The sequence below is a fragment of the Schaalia sp. ZJ405 genome (assembly GCF_011038885.2).
Lineage (GTDB): Bacteria > Actinomycetota > Actinomycetes > Actinomycetales > Actinomycetaceae > Pauljensenia.
Window position 1 is genome coordinate 113,679 of sequence record NZ_CP064952.1, and the last position, 20,394, is coordinate 134,072.

Below are 20,394 nucleotides of genomic sequence, written 5' to 3' on the forward strand. Positions count from 1 at the left end.
CCCCACCGTTACCGCGCGCAGGCTACTCGTTAGCGCCCTCCACCCAATGAGCGATCGACGGGGCCAAACCGATGTACGTTGCGGGAGTGAGCGCCAAGAGGTGTTCTTTGACGTCAGTGGGAAGACCCAGACCTGAGATGAAATCGCGCATTTCGGCCTCGCCAACCTCATGGCCGCGGGTGAGCTCCTTGAGGCGTTCATAGGGGTTCGCCATGCCCGTAGCTCCCGCGATTGCCGCCGCACGCATCGCCTGCTGCACGGCCTCGCCAAGCACCGCCCAGTTGCGCTCAAGATCCTCGGCCATACGTTCGGCGTTGATGTCAACACCGTCGAGACCTCGAACAAGGTTGTCGAATGCGAGAATTGCGTGGCCGAATGCAACACCAATGTTGCGCTGCGTTGTTGAATCTGTCAGATCTCGCTGCATACGTGATGTGACGAGCGTTGATGCCAGTGAATCAAAGAGGGCTGCGGAAACCTCAAGGTTCGCTTCGGCATTCTCAAAACGGATGGGGTTGACCTTGTGCGGCATTGTTGACGACCCCGTTGACCCCTGAGCTGCGAGATTCTGATGGAAATACCCCATCGAAATGTAGGTCCAGCAGTCTGTGGCAACGTTGTGTGCCACCCGACCTGCGCGGGCGACATCTGCGTACAGTTCCGCCTGCCAGTCGTGCGACTCGATCTGCGTGGTCAGTGGATTCCACGTGAGGCCAAGCCCTTCAACGAAATCGCGAGAAATCGCTGGCCAATCCGCGCCGGGAACGGAGACGACGTGGGCAGCCCAGGTGCCGGTTGCCCCATTGATCTTCCCCAGATATTCCGCGCGTTCGATACGGCGAATCTGGCGTTGGAAACGATGTGCGAACACAGCCATTTCCTTGCCCATTGTCACGGGGGTTGCCGGCTGTCCATGAGTGTGAGCCAGCATCGGAATGTCCGCGCCCTCCTTTGCCAGGCGGGTGAGACGGCTGAGGAATTCGCGGGCCGCAGGAAGCCACACCTGTGTGACCGCAGCCTGAATGGTGAGTGCGTATGCCAGATTGTTGATGTCCTCGGATGTGCAGAAAATGTGGACGACCTCGCGTAGCTTCGGCAAAACAGAATCGGGGCCGAGGACGGACGCCGCCTTCTCCAGGTGGTCGCCAATGAGATACTCGACGGCTTTGACGTCGTGCTTGGTGACCGATTCGAAGGATGCGAGGGCTGCAATCGTTGAAGAATCAAAGGAGCGGGGAAGCTGGCGAAGATAGTCACGCTCATCGTCACTCAACGTGGGAGCACCGGGGAGGACCCGGTGATCAAGAAGATGAATGAGCCATTCGATTTCCACGTGAACGCGGGCGCGATTAAGCCCAGCCTCCGAGAGGTAATTTGCCAATGGGGCGGCGGCCGCGCGGTAGCGTCCGTCAAGTGGAGACAGGGGTTCGCCTCCCGATGCCAGATCGGTATAGCCGTGGGATGGGGAGAACAGGGACGATGGATGAGCGCTCATACCCTTCATCATCCCAGATTTGCCCGGGAAGACCACGGTCATGTCAGGAATTGCGTGTATCACATGAAACGACGCACGATCGCGAGGGTTTCGGGCACATAAGCGCGACCGAAAAGGAAGCAATGAACCATGAGAATGTGGAGCCGGTGGAGTGCAATGCGGTCTTGCCATCCATCCGCAAGAGGTGAGACTTCGGAGTAGGCCGCGTAAATGCGATCCACGAATGGACATCCGAAAACCGTCAGGGCCGCAAGATCTTCTTCGGCATGACCTCCCTGTGCTGCCGGGTCGATGAGCACGCCACCTAGAGGTGTCCACATGATATTGCCGGACCAGAGATCACCGTGTGTGCGGGCAACGCGGATATCGCACGAGTTTGAGGCTGCCGGTGAGTCGACGGCGCTGGTCTTCGCGGAGCTGGAAGAGGGTTGGGAGCTGGTGGAGGGGGGAGGGTTGGTGCGCACCGACTGAGCGATTCGCTGCTCGACGAGCGCCGGTTGGGGATGGTCATAGATTCCCGAGGCCAGGACATCGCCTAGGCGCAGGATGTCACGGATTTCCTCCGCCGTGAATGTCGGTGATTCAAGGTAGGGGCTCAGGCGTTCCTTCGCGTAGAACTCTCCCCACGACGCTGGAGACGCGTGAGGATCTGAGGGAAGTGACAGCGGAGCTTGACCCATCCACCCGTCCCCGATATGCCTGGGAGGTGGTGCTCCCCAATGCGATGCCCCGGATGCGTGGGTGACGGCAAGCGCTCGTCCGAAGTCATCTGCGGCTGTCGTTGTGGGGCGTGTGCTGGGCAGTTCCTCTTCGGTCAGCCACGTGTCCCCGGAATCGAGGACGGTGACGACGCGCGCCGCATCCTCTCCCATGTCCTCTCGCGCCGCGGCAAGCCAGCGAAGACCGTGGACCTCATGGGAGATCTTCGACGGATCGGTTGAGCGTTTTGTTCGCGTAGTCATCGCCACCCCCTTTCATTCGACATCCCGCACCTCAACCGTATCCACAGGATGTCATCAGGGGCCATCTGTATCCACAGAGAGCGCAACTCTCGTGGTGACCCTCGGCGCGTCTTCCTACCGTAGGGACCCATCGGAACGCATGGCGTGAATCTCTGGGGAAACAAGGAGGAGTTGTCGTGGATGATGACGTTGGGATCGACCTGTCCATCGCTTGTGAAACACTGAGCAACGTCGAAGGGGATATCGGAGCACAAACATTCGACGGCTGGAAATCCGCGGCGGCGGACGCGGCACGCGATGAGCTCAATGGGATTCGGCTCAGCATTGCCCGCAGTCTCGATTCCTTGGCATCAGCACGGGTTGTGCATTCCATTGCACATACCGCCTCCCACGAGGCACAACAGAGGGCCATTGTCAGCGGGGATCTTCGCGCGATCGGATGGGGATTTCTTCATCCCGGATGGTAAGAGGTCAATGTCGGAAGGACAGGAGCAATGGACGGGTCCGATGGGTTGACGCGCCTCGTCGTCGTTTCCTCACGTACCGAAGTGGATACGAACGCCCTCGTCACTGCGTGTCGGCAGCTGCGGCACCAGGCACGCATTCTCGATGACGTCAGACTCATTCTGGAAAATGCGCGGGACGGGTCAGAAATGTATGCGCGCTGGGCACCCGAAGAAACGGCGAGGCTGATGCGTCGAATTGACGACCTCTGTATGAGGGTTGAGGAAACCAGAGTACGGATCGACGCGCTGTGTGACTGCGTGGAATACGCGGCTATGGTGTACGTCGCGGCAGAAGGAAATGCCCGCCGATTCGAGTACGCATGGCGTGCGTTTCACCCCGGGAAGGGAGGGTTGTGGACCACGGGGATGGGAACGCTTTACTTTGCGAACCGGCTGAATGCCGCGAAGAATCGTTGGGGATTGACGTGGATTCCCAACGCTGTTGTTGACTATGTGACCAATCCGGTGGCATCAACTGCAAGCGGATACCGCTCCATCATCGCCTCATCACTTGAGTGTGCGACGGGCCGGGGTGATGGGCTCACCGGTCTTCGCGCTCAGTTCGACATTGAGGCCTTTGCTCAACGCATCGCCGATGGGGCATGGAGTCCATCAATTGACGCTCGCACAGCCCAGACTCGGGGAACATCGGTGCCCGCCGAACTTGCAGCCGCATGGTCCCTGGGACTGGGAGCGCTCATCTACGGCCCATCCGGTGGGGTTGTTGTCTCTACAGGAACCCGCGGCCAGGCGGGACGAATCATCCGGCAAACAGCGGTGGCACCAACCGAAAAGGAGAAACGGTCGACGCGGGTGACGGTGATGCCCGGTGACAGGCTTGGAGCGTTCACCGTGTTGTCGATGTTTGGAAAAGCGGGACTTGAACGCTTACCAAGCGGAGCGCAGATCGGCACACAAGACGCGGGCAAAGCGCTCGGCAGACTACCAACGCCGACACAACCAGCACGCACGCCAACGCCGACTAGGCCATCGCAGCTACTGGGCGAACTCTCCGGTCTACGAGAAGGAGGGGAAAGTGGCCAGATAAAAATTCTCAAACATTCCACCCCAACTGCGACGGGAGGAAAACGCACCTCGTGGTCCGTAGTTATTCGCGGAACACAAAGCTGGTCCGTTGGATCAAGCAATCCGCAGGACATGCTGTCCAATCTTCAAGGAGTCGCGCATGAAGACTCCGAGCAATGCAAGGCCGTGCGGACCGCAATGACGATGGCCGGAATCAAAGCGGGGGAAGCTGTGGAAATTGTTGGACATTCGCAAGGGGGAATTATCGCCGCTCAGCTTGCCAGTGATCCGCAGGTCGTTCGCAACTACCGAGTGACCAGTGTCCTCACTGCCGGATCCCCAACCGGAGGTTTCACCACTGCACCGGGCGTCAACATGCTCAGCCTGGAGAACACACGTGACATCGTTCCATCCCTCGATGGCGTGTCCAACCAGCACGGTCCAGGGTCGATGACGGTGAGTTTCGATGGAAACGAGTTGGGGCTGACAGGACCAAGCGGAAAACCTCGATTTGCTCATGACATGAGTGTGTATCGCACCCTCATGGAGCGGATCGAAAACCAGGACGGCCAGAATGGGTCCAGTTCTGGGCCGAAAGAACTCGGTGAGGTCCATGAATGGCAGGAACACCGACGTCAGACACTGGGCTTGACTCACGACACGGAAACAACGGCGTACGTGTTCGATACGCGCCGCATGATCCCGACGGATCACAAACCGTAACCGTCGAAAAGAAGACTTGAATTTCTAAAGACACCCAAGCGGTGGTACTGTGACCGGCGTGACACGGGGTGCCACCGGCTGAGAACACACCCGTCGAACCTGTCCAGATCATTCTGACGAAGGGATGTCGCACGATGAACCACGCGACTGCACAATCCGCATTAACCGCCGTAAAAGACACGAGTCCGCTGGTCTCCTGCATCACGAACTCCGTGGTAACGAACTTCACGGCCAACATTCTTCTCGCCCTGGGCGCAGCCCCCGCAATGGTTGACATTGTTGGCGAGGCCGGCCCATTTGCCTCAATTGCCACAGGACTGCTCATCAACCTCGGCACGCCCACCCCCGAGCAACGCGAAGCGGCAATCGAAGCAGCTCAAGCAGCCAATGATGCCGGTGTTCCCTGGGTCCTCGACCCCGTCGCCGTCGGCGTACTCAAGCACCGCACAGCCACCGCCCGCGCGCTCCTCGAACTGAAACCGACGGCGATTCGTGGAAACGCTTCGGAAATCATGGCGCTCGCGGGCACAGGCGCAGGTGGACGCGGTGTCGAGAGCGCCGACGATGTTGAATCCGCGCTCGATGCGGGGCGTGAGCTTGCCGCAACCTACGGCAGTGTTGTCGCAATCTCCGGTCCAACGGACGCAGTGATCACCGCCAACGCAGTGGTCCATGTCGGAGGTGGATCCGAGATGCTCACCCGGGTCACTGGCGGGGGATGTGCGCTGGGCGCAGTCATCGCCGCATTCATCGGTGCGGGACGCGCACACGGATTGACGGATGGCGATGCTGTTGCAGCGGCCCACGTCGCATATTCCGCGGCAGCAGAAATTGCAGCAGCGCAGGCGAAGGGACCGGGAACTTTCAGCTCCCGCTTCCTCGACGCACTGTATCTTCTGCGCGCAGATGATCTCGACCGGATTCCCCTGTCATGATGCACGAACATCAGCGACCAGCCCCCGATCTACGGTGCTACCTCGTCACCGACGAGGACCTCTGCGCTAGCGCAGGTCGGAGCGTCCTTGACACTGTCATTCGGGCGGTTGACGGCGGAGCAACATGCGTCCAGCTGCGCGCGAAAACAACAGATGGTGGACCATTCCTCGATGATGTATGCGACGTCGCGCGGGCGGTCGGAACCCGCGTGCCCGTCCTCGTCAATGATCGCGTGGATGTCTACCTGGCAGCGAAGGCCCTGGGTGTTCCCGTTGCCGGGGTTCACGTCGGTCAGGCGGATCTGCCCGCTCGAATTGTCCGTCAGCTCATCGGAGATGACGCCTATCTTGGGCTTTCGGTTGGAACCGAGGACGAAGCGCGAGTTGCTCGCGAGGAAGGCGCAGCGGATCACGTGGGTCTGTCGGTCCTGCGAACCACGTCAACAAAAACGGATACCCCCGAAGTCCTGGGCTATCAGGGGTGTCAGCGCCTCGCAGAAATTGTCGGAATGCCGTCGTGCGTAATCGGAGGAGTACAGGTTGATGATGTTGCCCCTCTCGCCCGAGCAGGCGTGAACGGGGTTGCCGTTGTGTCGGCGATCTGTGCGGCCGATGACCCTGCCGCAGCGGCCGCAGATTTCTTCAACGCATGGTCCATGCAGCAGGGAGACTGAGAAATGACACGTGTGAAGACCCTGTCGATCGCGGGTTCAGACCCCAGCGGTGGAGCAGGAATCCAAGCCGACCTCAAGGCAATGAGCGCGAACGGCGCTTACGCCATGAGTGTCATTACGGCGCTGACAGCTCAGTCGACACAGGGAGTCACTGACGTGCACGTCATCCCTGTGGACTTTGTGCGTCAGCAGATGGACACGCTTTTGGCGGATATCACTCCCGATGCGACGAAAATTGGGATGTTAGCCACGGCGGAGCTCGCTCATCTTGTTGGCGAATACTTTCCGTCCCTCACGTACACCGTCCTCGATCCCGTCATGGTTGCGACATCCGGGGATCGGCTCCTTGACCCGGATGCAACCGCAGCCGTCATGGATCTGTGTACGCAGGCTGACCTCATCACCCCGAACATTCCCGAAGCGGCAGCGCTCCTCAACGTTGAACCGGCAACGAGCGTGGACGAGGCCGTTGATCAAGCCATCATGCTTCGCGACCTAGGGGTTCGGCGTGCCCTTGTCAAAGGGGGACATCTGGATGCGGACGCGACGGACGTGTTCATTGACGAGGACGGACCCGTCCTCGTCACCGGGCATCTCGTGACCACGCAGAACACCCACGGGACAGGGTGCACACTCTCGTCGGCGATCGCGGCGCTGCGCCCGCAAAGTGAGTCATGGATCGACGCGGTGCAACGCGCGAAGAACTACCTGACGGGTGCGCTTGAACGAGCGGATGACCTGAACGTCGGCCAGGGACACGGTCCTGTCAATCATTTCGCAGCGCTGTGGGATGCTGCTGCGTCCGTTGCGCACCCCGCAACTCACAACCACGAGGAGAACGAGAAATGACAGCCGATCACCCCATGACCTTCACCGAGGAAGCGTGGGAGCGGACTTCTCACATCCGCGACCGCATCGATACACTTCCATTCGTTCAGGCCCTGGCCGATGGCTCGCTTGAACGTTCGGCATTCAACTACTACATGGTGCAGGACGCCCTGTATCTGGGTGCTTACGGGCGCGCCCTCGCGGGTTTGGGCGCGAAGGCAGACGAACCGGACGACCTGATTTTCTGGTCGAAGTGCGCAGCCGACTCCATCGAGGTCGAACGCTCCTTGCATGCTAGTCACGTCGATGTCTCGGCACGCGCGCAGGCCTCACCGACGTGCCGCGCATATTCATCATTTCTCTTGGCGTGCTTGAACGAGGATTATGCGATCGCAGCAACCTCCGTTCTCCCGTGCTTCTGGGTATACGAGGACGTGGGACGTCGGATCCTTGAGGCATCCTGCGATCTGGAGAATCATCCGTATGGGGACTGGATCGAAATGTACGGCGATCCGGTGTTTGCTGAGCAGACACTGAGAGTGCGGGCAATCATTGACCGCCTCGCCGAGGAAGCGTCCCCTCGGGGGCGTGAGCGCATGTTCGAGGTATTCCAACAGGCGGTGCGCTACGAGTGGATGTTCTGGGACGCTGCGTGGCGTCAAGAGGAGTGGCCGGTCTAGCGTCGGTGCGCTAAGCCGTCATCTCTCGTTGGGTCTGTCGCTGCGCGACTATGAGGAGCGGTCAAACGCGCTTTTCAAGCCAATCTGACAGGGCATCGTTGCCCCACGATGATGAAGTGACCAGGCTCAACGGCGCCTATACGGTCCACCATATGCGCCAACACATACGCGGCACACCCCAAAATCAGGGGTGTGCCGCGTGAGTGTCATGTCAACCGGAGAGGCCAGGCTCACCGGCTAAAAGAGAGAGTGGGAATTATTCCTTGTCCTTGCTGGACACCCCGAGGATGCCCGACACGATGGACGCGATGACGGCAACGATGATCGCACCGAAGAGCGCGGGCCAGAATCCGTTGACCTCGAAGGGGATGTTGAAAGAGCTCGCCACCCAACCCGTGAGCATGAACATCAGTGCGTTCGTCACGAGGGCAAAAAGCCCGAAGGTCAGCATGTACAGCGGGAAGGTCAGCACGTTGACGAGCGGGCGGACAAGGGAGTTGACGATCGTGAAGACCAGTGCCACAACCGCGAGCATGAGGAAGCGGTTGAGGAAGGATCCACCGGTGAAAGAAATACCGGGGAGGATCGTCGAGGCCCAGAGTCCGGCCATTGTTGCAAGGAGTCGAAAAATGAAATCCATACTTGAATGTTACAGATTCCGTATAAAAGCGCTCGGTGAGGAGACGATACGGGGGTTGCATGTGACGAAAGTCCCGGTATTTGACGATTTGAGAACATCGCGATGCTGAGGTGGGGACGTTCACTGAGTGAGAGACGCTCGGTGTTACGCGGGTGCGTGCGGTAGGACTGTCGTATGTCGCAGATGAATGTTCCGATTCGCCAGCAGGTTGACGATCTCCCCCGATATGTTCCGGGCCGGGCCCGTGAGGGAGCGGTGAAACTGTCATCGAATGAAATGCCGCAGCCACCGGATCAGTCAATCATTGACGCGGCATCACAGGCTCTCGCACAGGTCAACCGTTACCCCGATCTCACGGCATCCGAACTCCGCGGCGCATTGGCACAACGCTTCGGCGTCGACGCTGACGAGGTGTGTGTAGGGACCGGCTCCTCGGCAATCCTCATGGCCGCACTCATGGCGGTGTGCTGCGACGGTGACGAGGTCGTGTTCCCCTGGCGGTCGTTCGAGTCGTATCCGATTGCCGTACCAGCGGCGCACGCCACGGCTCGCCTTGTTCCTCTTCGCGAGAGCGGCCAGGTTGATCTGCACGCAATGCGTGAGGCGTTGACGGAGCGAACGCGGGTCGTCATCGTGTGTACACCGAATAATCCGACGGGTCCCGCTCTGTCTTTCGATGAGATCCACGAATTTGTCCGTCAGGTTCCGCCGAACATACTGATCCTCATGGACGAGGCGTACATCGACTTCGCGGATGACCCTGCGATCAGGTCAGCGATCCCGCTCATTGGGGAGTTCCCGAATGTTCTCGTCATGCGAACTTTCTCAAAGGTTCACGCACTCGCGGGGGTTCGCGTGGGCTATGCCATTGGGCATCGGCAACTCATCGGAGCGATTCAGGCGGTCCTCGTGCCGTTTGGGGTAAGCGCTGTCGCTCAGGCGGCGGCCGTGGCGTCGCTCAAAGGGGACGAGGACGTGCGCGCGCAGGCGCGCGCAATTATTGGCGAACGTCACCGGATGCTCAAGGAACTGCGAAGTCTAGGCTTTGTGGTCCCCGAGTCTCAGGCGAATTTCGTCATGCTCATGGGCGAGGGCGAGGAGTTTGTGGCGGCGTGTGCCCGTGAGGGAGTTGTGGTTCGGCCCTTCCCTGAGGGGATACGGGTGACGGTGGGGACACGTGAACTCAACGACTGTGTTCTGCGGGCGGCGCAGTCTTGCGCTGCTCGTCGCTCAGACAGATGATGGACGTCGCCCTCTTACAACGATGACTGGGGTAAGTCTCGGCTGCGCCGGGGCGAGATCGCACCATCCCTCTCACACGATGACTCGGGATGTGGGGAGCGCCTTGTGAAATGCGCGTGGGCTGCCCGGTTTCACGTGTTTCCCAGGCAGCCCACGGTGAGCTGAATGACTGTGCTCTTGGTATTCGATCTGTGCTCAGGCTGCTCAACAGCCGCGGTCTGTTACTGAAGGGCAACAAAGACCTTGGTGTCTCCGAATTCAGGAGCCACCGCGAGCACGCCCTTCGAAACGTCTGCTGCTGTCACAGCGATGGGAATGTCACCGCTAATGCTTCCGCCCTCGTACATTGTTGTCACGGTGTCCAACTGCTCGGGATATAGGAGGGACTTCGTGAAGGTATTGAAGCTCTTGCCCTCTGCCGATACGTAGGTGACGTCAGTAAAAGGCATCTCTCCTTGAGGGTCATCTCCGGTGTAGGTGATTGTCAGGTTAACGAGGATGTATGTTTCACCTTCGGCTGGTGGCTCATTGAAAGAATTGGAAGCGAGGATCGTGTCGGTGGCGTTGAGGTTGACGCTGTTGACGGTGACCTCCCAGTCATCGGAGGAGATCTTCGTTCCCAGCGGCGCTGGATTGTCGCGCGATGTTCCGACACCTCCGGCAGCAGTCTTCGACGGAGTTGACGATTCATCATCGCTGTCCTCGAACATATCGGAGGAGTCGTCGTGCTGTTCAATGCCGGGAATGGGCAGGTGAGAGGAGTCGAAGTGTGTCGTTTCGGCCAGCTTGCCGATGAATACGAGGTTGATGACAACGGCAATGATGGTTCCAAGAACCGCGATGATGACGGCGGCGATTGCGGTGCCGCGTTTCTTATTCTTGAGGAAGAGCCCAACGATTCCCAGGATGAGGCCAGCTAAGAGTGGGATCCAGCCGATGAATGCCACAAGGGGAATGAGGGAAATGACTGCGCCGATGATTGCGAGAACCAAGCCGATAATGCCGACAACGTTTGTCGTTTTCGGTGCCCCAGCGCCAGCCGGACCAGGCATTCCGGGAACCCCAGGAGTCCCAGGAACCCCGGGCATTCCGGGCCCGCCGGGGGTTGCGTAGGGGCCCGGCTGCGCCTCGTACGGATACGCTGCGGTTTCCCTCTGCTGGTCGTACGGCGGCAAAGCCGTGGTCTCTTGCTCACGGGGTGCGCTGTAGGGACTTTCCGAGCTTTCGGGTGTTGTCTGCGCGTACGGCTGACCAAACTCGCCGGGCTGCTGCTCGGGGAGTTGCGTTGTCGGATCGGTCGGCTGCGCTGAGTCCGTCGGATCCGAAGGGTTATCGGACGGAGGAGATCCGTAGGGATTCGTCATGGTGTTCCTCTGCTGAAATGTGTGATGGAAATCTGTGATTGGTGGGTCAGTAATGACCCAAATCGTTGAAAATTTTACAGTAGGCGTATGTGGGAGGGAAGAGTGTCCTGCGTGCGGATCATCAAGCGTGAGGGTCCGCAGCCCGCGCGCGAGCCCACACGAGGGACGGGAGAGAACTCGTGAGAATTGGCAGCGGAGGTTCGGGCTGGAGATAGCGGCCTCTGTATCAGCTCGCGCAGTGCATCACGGTCAGGCTCGGGGAAACAATCAGACCCGGAACCTCAAAACGTTGAGATTCCGGGCCAATTTGTCGGGGTGGCGGGATTTGAACCCACGACCTCTTCGTCCCGAACGAAGCGCGCTACCAAGCTGCGCCACACCCCGTGCGACCGTTTGAGTATAGCGACGCACAGCGCAACAGCCAAAATAAGAAGCATCACCGACGATGCCGAATCCGTCACACTGTGTTCTCGGGCGACTCGAATTCAGCGCAGCTCCAGCGACACGTTCAGACTGACATGCCCTGGCGTCGGGGAATAAGAGTCAGGAGTGACACTTCGGGTCGCGTGGCAACGCGGATCGGTGCGAATGGCGAGGTGCCGAGGCCAGCCGATACATGGAGCCACGATGATCTTCCCCCCGAATCCCATCGCGTCAAACCTTTGGCATGAGTTCTCGGGAGATCACAGTTGGTGACAAGAGCCCCAAACCACGGAATACCGATCTGACCGCCGTGAGTGTGGCCGGCAAGGATGAGGTCCGACCCCATTCGGGTGAAGGGGTCGATGACACGCAGATACGGGGAATGGGTGATCCCGAGACGCACAGAGTGAGGGTCATCCCACGACGTGTCGACCGTGACGATGCGTTCACGTTGGATGTGCGCGTCATCCGTACCGATGAGGCTCAGCGTCACCTCGTGGGAACGCGCGCCGGAACCGCGTTGCGCACGACGCGGAGTGAGCGACACCGAATCCGCTCGATTCGACAAGTCAGCCCACCCGGAATCCCTTAAAGTGCGCGCAACCTCGGTCCACGGAAGATCGGGATTGAGACGGTCGCGGTGACGTCCGACCTCACGGGGTTTGAGGTATTCAGCCCACCCCTTGTGTTCGGGGGAGTAGTAGTCATTCGACCCAAGAACAAACGCTCCCGGATATTCCAGGAAGGGGCGGTGTGCGTCGAGGACGAGGTCGAGCCCGTCAACGGAACCAAAATTATCGCCCGTGGACACAACGAAATCGAAGATTTCATCCCGAGCCACACGCTCAAGGAAGGAGACGATGAAATCCTGTCCCGGATACATGTGGAGGTCAGACAGATGAAGAATCCGGATCGGGGACGACAGGGCCTCGGGCCGAACCGGAACTGTGAACCGACGAATCGTCGGGAAGCGCCGTTCAATCGACCCCCACGCAAGAGTTGCTGCTCCGGCTGCCGCCGTCGTTGCCGCTGCGATCCCGAGGGCGCGGCCTACGGCAACGAGTCCTCGCGGGGCAAGTGATGGCCTGCGAGCGAGGTCTTCAAGACCCAGCGGGAGCGTACGCGTGTTATTCATCGTCGACAGCTTACCTATCGTCAGTGTCGGTCTCTTCTTCGGCTTCGTCCTCGTCTTGCTTCTCTTTCTCTGAATCCCGTGAGACCGGAGGCGGCGGGGAACCGAGGTTCGCAAGCTCAAGGTTTTCGATGGGAGTTCCGCTCAATGCGGCAGACATATACGGTGACCAGATATTTGGTCCGATGAATGTCTGGCCGAAGAGTTCGGAATAGTAACGGCCGTTGATCACGACATTGCGTGCCGGTGTTGTTGACGCGTTTGCGTGCCCAACCCAGGCGGCGGTTGCGAGCGAGGGCGTGTAGCCGGCGAACCACGTGTTTGAGTTGTTATCTGTGGTTCCAGACTTCGCGGCGTAGGGGCGTCCATCCGCAATCCTCACATTGGTGTAGTACTGCGCTGTTGACCGCGAAAGAACAGTGGATACTTTGTGGGCCACATCAGTAGCAAGAACTTGATGACAGTCGGGCTGGTATTCCTTGAGCGTGGTTTCATCCCGGTCAACGACGGTTGTCATCGACTGGGGCTTACACAGGTTCCCATCGTTTGCCATCGCGCCGAAGGCGTTAGCCAGTTGCAGCGGGGAAGCGGTGACTGTACCGATAACCGCCGCAGGGTAGGCGTTGGGAACTTTCCCGTTTTCGTCGATACCGAAGTCATAAGCAGTTTGGAAAATCTGGCAGAAGTCCACCCGCGACGCCATGTTGACGAAAGCCTGGTTGACGGAAAGTCCCGTTGCACGGATCGAATTCATGACGCCATCTTTCCCTGGCAGATCGTTGACATCGAAAGGCGTCGTGGTGATTGGCTGCCCATCGCATGAGAAGGCGTGTGCGTGATAGTGGCGGTTGGGAGAGCCAACGGGGTCGTACACCGAATGGCCTTCTTTCAACCATTGAATAAGGGTGAAGACCTTAAAAGTTGATCCAACTTGGAACTTGCCTTTGGCTCCGTAGTTTGACATCGTCTGCCCGGCTTCAACGCCGTAGGTCGTGTTCTGAGCCATAGCGACGATGTTCCCGGTTTTTGGATCCAGTGATACGAGGGCGTCGTCGAGGTCCGATTCGTCGTCAACGGGGATCGTTGACGTCAAAGCGGAGTAGGCGGCGTCCTGTTTGGCCGGGTCAAGGGTGGTGCGAATGGTGATTCCGCCGGTTTTGAGCAGGTGTTCGCGCTCTGCCTCGTTCTCGCCAAAAGCCTTGTCGTTGAGGAACTGCCCAACAACGTAGTCGCAGAAGTACGCGAGTTTCGAGTCCGCTCCTGAGCATCCTTCGGGGGTCCGAGTGGGTTTCAACATGTCGGCAACGGGGACTGCGATGCCCGCGTCGTATTCTTCCTGCGTGATGTACTCCTGGTCACGCATGACCTCGAGAACGGTGTTACGTCGTTCCTGTGCGGCTTCGGGATACGTCAGCGGATCGTATTCGACGGGTGACTGAACGAGGCCGGCGAGGAGCGCAGACTCAATGTAGGTCAGGTCGGAGGCGTGCTTTGAGAAGTATCGTTGTGCCGCTGCTTCAACTCCGTAGGTAATGGGTCCAAATGGTGCAATGTTCAGGTATCCCGTGAGAATGTCATCTTTGGACATCTTCTGTTCGATAGCCAGGGCGTACTTGATTTCACGAAGTTTTCGCTGAGTTGTCTGCTCAGTCGCGGCGGCCACCTGTTCGGCATCCCCTTCAAGATATCCGCGTTCTTGGAGGGAGTTACGAACGAATTGCTGAGTGATGGTCGACGCCCCCTGGGTTCCAGAGTCACCCAGATTGTTCACTAACGCGCGGAGGATACCCTGGGGGTCAACGCCGCGGTGTTCCTTGAAACGCTTGTCCTCGATGGCGATGATCGCGTTCTTCATGCTGTCGGAGATATTTGCCGAGGGAACGACGATCCGTTGCTTGTCGTAGAAGCGCGCGATGACAGCGCCCGTCGCGTCGAGCATGAGCGATTCTTCTGCCGGATCGGTGACATTAATTTCATGGGGAAGTTCGTTAAACACCGACGGCATGGCCTTAACGGTGATCGCTGCCGATCCGGTGAGCGGGGCAAAGAGACCGGCTCCGAGAACGCCCATGAGGCTGGAGACGCTGAGGAATGCGAGCAGCAAGCCAATGAGCTGAGCAGGCCGAATGAGGCGCGTTCGGGACTGAGACATGGGTTAAGAATACGTGTATTTGTCATATTTTGACCTGAGAGACCGCTGAAAACGATAAGTCGTCACACAAGCGAGTTTGTTCTTCGCGCCGACTGTGTGTATGGTCACATGTGTGGCTCGCTGACGAGCGGAAAACGGAGTATCTCAGATGACCAGTGTCGTTGAAGACCAAAGTTGGGTGGCGAAAGCACTATGCGCGGGTTATGAGCCCGATGCACTTTTTGTTCAAGGTGCCACTCAGAGACAGGTGAGGTTGCGGTGCCTCCAGTGTGAAGTGCGCCTAGAGTGCCTTGCCGACGCCCTCGAATCTGAGGCAAACTTCGGCGTCTGGGGGGGACTGACCGAGCGCGAACGCCGTGCGATGCTTCGCCATTACACGGACGTCACCGATTGGGGCCAGTGGTTAGCAACGTCAACGGATCCCCTCGCCGTTGAAATCCGTGCTCCGAAGGTCCCCAAAGTCCTCTCGCACGTGCGCGGCTGACCCGGGCACGAGGACGAGGCGGCAGTCAGCACCGGGAAGCTCCCACACCTGCGCGGCTGACCCCCTGTTTCCCCATTCCTCCTCATTGGCGAGGGCGAAGCCGAGGGCAACCTGTTGTCGATATCCCAGCGCGTCATGATGCTCAATGCTCTTAGGATGGACCCATGACGAAATGGGAGTACACAACGATTCCGTTGCTCACGCACGCAACGAAGCAGATCCTCGATCAGTGGGGTGCTGACGGCTGGGAACTTGTCCAGGTCATTCCCGGACCGACGGGCGGCGACAGCCTCGTTGCCTACCTCAAACGTCCGGTGGACACCGATAACGCCTGAGAGGTCGACGCATCATTGCGTGAACATCGGGAGAACCCGTTCACCATCCCCGCACCGAGCTACGCGACGGTACGTCCGGCGTATCCACCGCAGGCGGTGACACATCTTCTCAACAGGTGTGCACAAACGCGCGGAGAACCGGTGCGTACCGTTGCCGATATCGGTGCGGGAACGGGCAAGATGACGCGGCTCCTCGCCGAACGTGGGCTTACAGTTGTCGCCGTTGAACCGTCGGCGGCGATGCGGTCGGAGTTTCATCGACTACACCCGGATCTGTCTGCGCACGGAATCCTCGTGGAGGGAAGCGCCGAACACACGGGGATTGACAGTGCACGCATCGATCTGGTGGTCTTCGCGCAGTCGTGGCACTGGGTTGACGCGGACTTAGCGGCGGCCGAAGCGGCGCGAATCCTCCGGCCCCGGGGAATCCTCAGTGCCGTGTGGAACCAGATGGACGTTTCGATCCCCTGGGTTCATCGCCTGACACGCATCATGAGGTCCGGCGACGTTCACCGAATCGATCGGCCTCCATCATTTGGAGCTCGTTTTGAGGAACCCAGGTCCGTCCTCGTCCCCTGGGAAGACTCGATGACACCGGAGCAGATCCTGGAACTGGGAACCACCCGGTCGTCCTACTTGCGTCAGTGCGAATCTGGACGCAAACGGATGCAGGACAACCTCAGGTGGTACCTGTACACGCACCTGAGATACGAGGCCGAGCAACCCGTGACAATCCCCTATTCGACGCTTGTGTGGACGGCGGCACTTCGGTAGAGGAGAGGGAAAAGGCCGGTGGCTGCGGCTTCTCCCAGTCGCGCACAACGGGAGCGAGGAGCCTAGGAGCGCGGCCCCTCTTTCTCCCAGGGGTAGACGACGCCGAGCTGCTCGCGCACAGTGTCGAGCAATTCCATGACACGGATCGTGTCATCGAGAGGCATCGTCGCAGATTCCGTCAATCCCGCAGCAAGACAGCGTGCAACCTCGGCAGCCTGGTACTGGAAGCCGCCGGGAACAGTCCCATCCCACTCAGTGATGACACCGTTGTCGCGCTCCGGATCGGAAAAGACGCGCAGTCGAAGCGACGTGGGTCGATAGAACTGCTCGGGCATCTCAAGCGTGCCCTTCTCGCACACGACCTGACCGAAAGTTGCTGAGCGTCCATTGAAATTCGACGTGGCCGTTGCCGTTGCATCCTCGGTGCGTAAGAGCACAGCGTTTTCAACATCCACGCCGAGCTCGGTGAGTTTCCCAGCCGAACCAACGACCTCGCAATCGGGGAGTACCTGCTGAACAAAAGACACCGAGTAGACCCCCAGATCAAGCAGTGCGCCGCCGCCGAGCTGCGGATCCCACATGCGCTGAACATTCCACAGGTCCTGACCGTGGTCGGCAAAGACCGTGGAGATTGCACCAAGCGATCCGTTGCGGAGAATCTGTGTGAGAACCTTCTGATGCGGCAGATGCCGGGTCCACATGGCCTCCATGCAGAACAAGCCCTTCGATCGGGCAAGCTCGACGACGCGGCGTGCCCCCGCTGCGTCCATCGTGAAGCACTTTTCCACGAGGATCGGCTTTCCAGCCTCAAGGGCCTGGATCGCGAGTTTTTCGTGCTCGGGGTGGATGGCGGCGATATAGACGACGTCAATGTCGGGGTCGGCAAGCAGAGCCTCGTAGGACTCAAATGCACGGTTGACGCCGAACTTCTCAGCGAATTCTTCAGCGCGTTTCGGGTCACGCGCGGCCACGCCTTCCATGATTCCCGACGAGTAGGCGGCAACATCGTGAGCGAAGACAGAACCGATCCAGCCGGCTCCGAGGATCCCCCAACGCACAGCGGGTGCCTGCGTTGGATCAAGGAGTTCAACACCTTCGGCTCGCTGAGCAATCTCAGGAGGAAGAGGGAGGAGTTCGGCGTGAGGGTTACGAGGGTGGGCAGCTGGGCGCTGAGAATTCGACGTCTGTGTCATACCTTTTATTTTTGCATGACCCGACGGCATTTGGGATGTGAAGCCACGTGTCAACGTCAACGAGCCGCGAGCTCGTCATCAGATCAGATTGCGTTTCTCCATCCACTTCATCGCCAACCAACCGAAGGGAATACGTCCATAGAACGTCACGAGACGATAGAGGATCGCCGTTGGCAGGCCGATCGACAGACTGACCCCCGCAACTTGAAGTCCGGCGGTTAACGCGGTTTCGACAGGGCCAATGCCACCGGGAGACGGGATCACCGACCCCAGGGAATTCGACGCGAGATAGGTGATCGCCAGGGACGCAAAATCCAACGACCCGCCCATTGCCGTGAGCGCCGCCCAGAATGACCCGATGAAACCGATATTCATGATGATGTTTCCGGCAACCACGGCGAGAATTCGGCGGGGTTGACCACCGATCCACAGGAGTCGAGGAAATACCTGCTGCCACGTCGGCTCAATTTTCTCCCACACCCACCGTCGAATCTTCGGCACCAGCAGTGCTCCACCGACAACGATCCCGATACCCGCGACGATCGCGAGAATCATTCCAAAAGGAAGAGACACAGACAGCGACGCCCCCGACACCACCATGACGATCAGCAAAAGCGACACCGTGATGGTCAGCTGAGCGAGCTGCTGGATCGTGACCGTCGCGACGGCAAGAGCTGTGGGAATCTTCTTCTGACGCAGATACCTCATGTTGAGCGCGGCTGGTCCTACGCCCGCAGGAGCAACAATCGTCACAATCGACGCGGCGACTTGCGCCGTGAAGGCCTCAGCGAAGGGGAGTTTCACGGTTGACAGTGCCCGCAACGCAATCGCCGCGCCCACCCACGTCAGGGCTGCGAGTGCGAAGGAGATCGCCATCCACACGGGGTTCGCCGCCGTCACGGCCGTGACAATTTCATCGAAGTTCAACGAGCCAAGAACCACGACCAGTGCGAGGAAGAGAATCCCCACGGTGACCACCGTGCGCGGCTGGAAACGTTGAATTTTTGCTAATTCCTCGCTGGAAGCCTCGGGTTCCTCAAGGAGGCGAGACCGCAGTTCCGTGAGCAATTCACTGCGACGGATCTCCTGATTAATCGACGACGGAAGAATCGGAGCCTGGAGCACGGGTGCAGCCGAGGCGAGGGTATGGCCGTCCAAACACCTCCGAGCAGACGCCAGGGCACGGTCCGGTGATGACGCCACAGCAAGGAGCGTGAGCATCTGCGCAACGTCAATGCGCCGACTCAGGTCCGTGGTTGCCACCTCGCCCTGCTCCCAGTTAATGAGCCACACATCCCCCGCCTGATCAACGACGAGAGCATCCTCGGTGAGATACCGGTGCGCGATCGCATGTGTATGAGCGGATTTCAGCTGGAGCCACGCCTCGTCAAGCATTGCGTCGGTGATCTGCTCATCTGACAGGTCGTAGAGACGCGTCGTTGGTGGAAGGGCACGCGACACGGACACGAGCGAATCCCCCGCCTGAGCAACCCCGATCATGTCCGGGGTTCGGACATGGGCACGCCCCGCTGATAGAGACGTCAGAGTTGCGCGTTCGACCCGTGCTTTAAGGGAGGGGGACACCCAGCGAGAAATGCCGCGTAACCGGATGTTATTCCACACATCTCGCAGAGTTCCCGTTAACTCACGCCCCGGATCTACAACGACGAGGTCGAGGAGTTCTCCGCGGAAATCCCACACCTGATAGTGACGATTCCCATTGGGATGCGGCCTGCGCGTCACCGTAAATTCTGTGTCACCAGCGTCATAGGGACGCTGAACGAGGGTGTTGCGGACATCGACACGCGGCACAGAGGACACGGGGATCTGTGGCGGCGATGCGGCGGCCTCGTCCTCGTCCCCCGTGATGTCCTCTTCGTCGAGGGGGGCGGATACGGGAGAAGGAGCGGGGGAGCCCACGATTTCGTTGTCGATCAGCCAGGTCTGGAGGGGGTCCTCATCCGTGGGAAGGTCCGTCCGGATGATGCGCGACGGGATGATCGACAGGGACAGCAGCGCATTGACGAGGTCGATGCCCGTTGCGCGACGGTCGTCGAAGCCGTAGATCCATCGGGTGAGGCACCCGAAAAGCCGGCCGATGAAGACGCAGATAAAGGCCCCGGGAAGAGTCATCGTTGAGCGCATCACCCCGAGGAAAAGAACGACCCATAATCCCGCCCATGACCAGCGGACCGTCCGCATGTGATCTATTTCTCCGGCAGCGGTAAAAAATGCGCACAGGGTGATGACGAGGACGTTGATGCCGATGACGGATTCAGCTGGGGCATTTGCCTGAGTGACTTGCGACATGCGCAGGGGTGCGGTGAATTCCGGGGGGAGGAACGATAGTCCGTACACCAACGCCCATCCGCCAAGGGTTGCCGTCAGTCCCGTCCCGACGGCTCGGATAATCGTCGATAGTCTGCGGCGCAACGCCAAAGCGACGACGATGCCGATAGGGGCGGCCAGAACAACGAGCCCTTCGATGAAAGTCACCGGCAGAAGAAGCACCTCGCGGATCAACTGAAATTGAAGAACGTCTTGAGTGACCCCCTGCGTCGTGGCATTTGCGAAGACCCCGATGATCCATACGCCGCAGATGCCGATGGCAGCGAGGACAATATCAACGAGGTCTTCGCGTCGCCGATGGCGCGTCGATGTGCGGTCGGCAAAAATGATGGGCCCGGGCAGGGAGGGGGCGAAACCCGGTGAAAACGGGGCGTCATCGGCCACGTTGGCCTCGTCGGCACCGGGAACTTCGCGGATCGTCATAGTGGCAATCCTAACCACTCGGGCTCGCCGACTACTGTTAAGGCGGAGGTATCG

General features: G+C 59.4%; 18 protein-coding genes and 1 tRNA gene. 10 read left to right on the plus strand and 9 right to left on the minus strand.

Going from position 1 to position 20,394, the window contains the following annotated elements:
• Nucleotides 1-22 precede the first annotated feature (22 nt).
• Both purB and G7Y41_RS00465 read right to left on the minus strand, forming a co-directional pair.
• Complete coding sequence (gene purB / locus G7Y41_RS00460; protein WP_165315667.1) at nt 23-1,495, minus strand: adenylosuccinate lyase; 1,473 nt, start codon at nt 1,493-1,495, stop codon at nt 23-25.
• A gap of 59 nt (nt 1,496-1,554) precedes the next feature.
• The gene (locus G7Y41_RS00465) at nt 1,555-2,457 is read right to left on the minus strand and encodes a fructosamine kinase family protein (RefSeq protein ID WP_165315668.1); all 903 of its coding nucleotides are present in this window, start codon (nt 2,455-2,457) and stop codon (nt 1,555-1,557) included.
• A gap of 176 nt (nt 2,458-2,633) precedes the next feature.
• Between G7Y41_RS00465 and G7Y41_RS00470 the strand changes: the two genes are divergently transcribed.
• The 6 genes from G7Y41_RS00470 (at nt 2,634) to G7Y41_RS00495 (ending at nt 7,829) form a co-directional block, all read left to right on the plus strand.
• Entirely contained in the window at nt 2,634-2,924 is a 291-nt protein-coding gene (locus G7Y41_RS00470; protein WP_165315669.1) for a hypothetical protein, read from the plus strand.
• Between the two features lie 27 nt (nt 2,925-2,951).
• Complete coding sequence (locus G7Y41_RS00475; protein WP_165315670.1) at nt 2,952-4,712, plus strand: alpha/beta hydrolase family protein; 1,761 nt, start codon at nt 2,952-2,954, stop codon at nt 4,710-4,712.
• 134 nt (nt 4,713-4,846) lie between these two features.
• Entirely contained in the window at nt 4,847-5,647 is an 801-nt protein-coding gene (gene thiM / locus G7Y41_RS00480) for a hydroxyethylthiazole kinase (RefSeq protein WP_165315671.1), read from the plus strand.
• Nucleotides 5,644-6,321 (plus strand): thiamine phosphate synthase, encoded by a 678-nt coding sequence (thiE, locus tag G7Y41_RS00485; RefSeq protein WP_231367315.1) that lies wholly within the window; start codon nt 5,644-5,646, stop codon nt 6,319-6,321. Before thiM ends, thiE begins: the two co-directional genes overlap by 4 nt.
• 3 nt (nt 6,322-6,324) lie before the next feature.
• Nucleotides 6,325-7,170 (plus strand): bifunctional hydroxymethylpyrimidine kinase/phosphomethylpyrimidine kinase, encoded by an 846-nt coding sequence (gene thiD / locus G7Y41_RS00490; protein ID WP_165217048.1) that lies wholly within the window; start codon nt 6,325-6,327, stop codon nt 7,168-7,170.
• Complete coding sequence (locus tag G7Y41_RS00495; protein ID WP_231367316.1) at nt 7,167-7,829, plus strand: TenA family protein; 663 nt, start codon at nt 7,167-7,169, stop codon at nt 7,827-7,829. The genes thiD and G7Y41_RS00495 overlap by 4 nt, the downstream gene beginning before the upstream one ends.
• 256 nt (nt 7,830-8,085) lie before the next feature.
• Here G7Y41_RS00495 and G7Y41_RS00500 read toward each other — a convergent pair whose 3' ends face one another.
• Nucleotides 8,086-8,469, minus strand: a complete 384-nt coding sequence (locus G7Y41_RS00500) for a phage holin family protein (protein WP_165217050.1) — start codon at nt 8,467-8,469, stop codon at nt 8,086-8,088.
• 174 nt (nt 8,470-8,643) lie between these two features.
• Here G7Y41_RS00500 and hisC point away from each other — a divergent pair, with 174 nt between their 5' ends.
• Nucleotides 8,644-9,711: a histidinol-phosphate transaminase gene (gene hisC / locus G7Y41_RS00505; RefSeq protein WP_165315672.1), complete on the plus strand. Its 1,068-nt coding sequence runs from the start codon at nt 8,644-8,646 to the stop codon at nt 9,709-9,711.
• 221 nt (nt 9,712-9,932) lie between these two features.
• Here the strand turns inward: hisC and G7Y41_RS00510 are convergent, their stop codons facing one another.
• The 4 genes from G7Y41_RS00510 to G7Y41_RS00525 form a co-directional block, all read right to left on the minus strand.
• Entirely contained in the window at nt 9,933-11,075 is a 1,143-nt protein-coding gene (locus G7Y41_RS00510; RefSeq protein ID WP_165315673.1) for a DUF308 domain-containing protein, read from the minus strand.
• A gap of 310 nt (nt 11,076-11,385) precedes the next feature.
• A tRNA-Pro gene (locus G7Y41_RS00515) sits at nt 11,386-11,459 on the minus strand.
• Nucleotides 11,460-11,583: 124 nt separating this feature from the next.
• On the minus strand, nt 11,584-12,633 hold the full coding sequence (locus tag G7Y41_RS00520) for a metallophosphoesterase (protein WP_165315674.1): 1,050 nt from the start codon (nt 12,631-12,633) through the stop codon (nt 11,584-11,586).
• A 10-nt stretch (nt 12,634-12,643) separates the two neighbouring features.
• Nucleotides 12,644-14,782, minus strand: coding sequence for a transglycosylase domain-containing protein (locus tag G7Y41_RS00525; protein WP_165315675.1), 2,139 nt, complete (start codon nt 14,780-14,782; stop codon nt 12,644-12,646).
• 148 nt (nt 14,783-14,930) lie between these two features.
• Between G7Y41_RS00525 and G7Y41_RS00530 the strand changes: the two genes are divergently transcribed.
• From G7Y41_RS00530 to G7Y41_RS00540, 3 genes are all read left to right on the plus strand, one after another.
• Entirely contained in the window at nt 14,931-15,266 is a 336-nt protein-coding gene (locus tag G7Y41_RS00530; protein ID WP_165217061.1) for a WhiB family transcriptional regulator, read from the plus strand.
• Between the two features lie 164 nt (nt 15,267-15,430).
• The gene (gene sp36 / locus G7Y41_RS00535) at nt 15,431-15,601 is read left to right on the plus strand and encodes a Sp36 family protein (protein ID WP_165217063.1); all 171 of its coding nucleotides are present in this window, start codon (nt 15,431-15,433) and stop codon (nt 15,599-15,601) included.
• A 15-nt stretch (nt 15,602-15,616) separates the two neighbouring features.
• Entirely contained in the window at nt 15,617-16,375 is a 759-nt protein-coding gene (locus G7Y41_RS00540; protein ID WP_196819521.1) for a class I SAM-dependent methyltransferase, read from the plus strand.
• 62 nt (nt 16,376-16,437) lie between these two features.
• Here G7Y41_RS00540 and G7Y41_RS00545 read toward each other — a convergent pair whose 3' ends face one another.
• Nucleotides 16,438-17,568 (minus strand): Gfo/Idh/MocA family protein, encoded by a 1,131-nt coding sequence (locus tag G7Y41_RS00545; RefSeq protein ID WP_165217065.1) that lies wholly within the window; start codon nt 17,566-17,568, stop codon nt 16,438-16,440.
• 78 nt (nt 17,569-17,646) lie between these two features.
• A complete protein-coding gene (locus G7Y41_RS00550; protein ID WP_231367317.1) occupies nt 17,647-20,340 on the minus strand; it encodes a lysylphosphatidylglycerol synthase transmembrane domain-containing protein in 2,694 nt (897 codons plus the stop codon).
• Between the last annotated feature and the right edge of the window lie 54 nt (nt 20,341-20,394).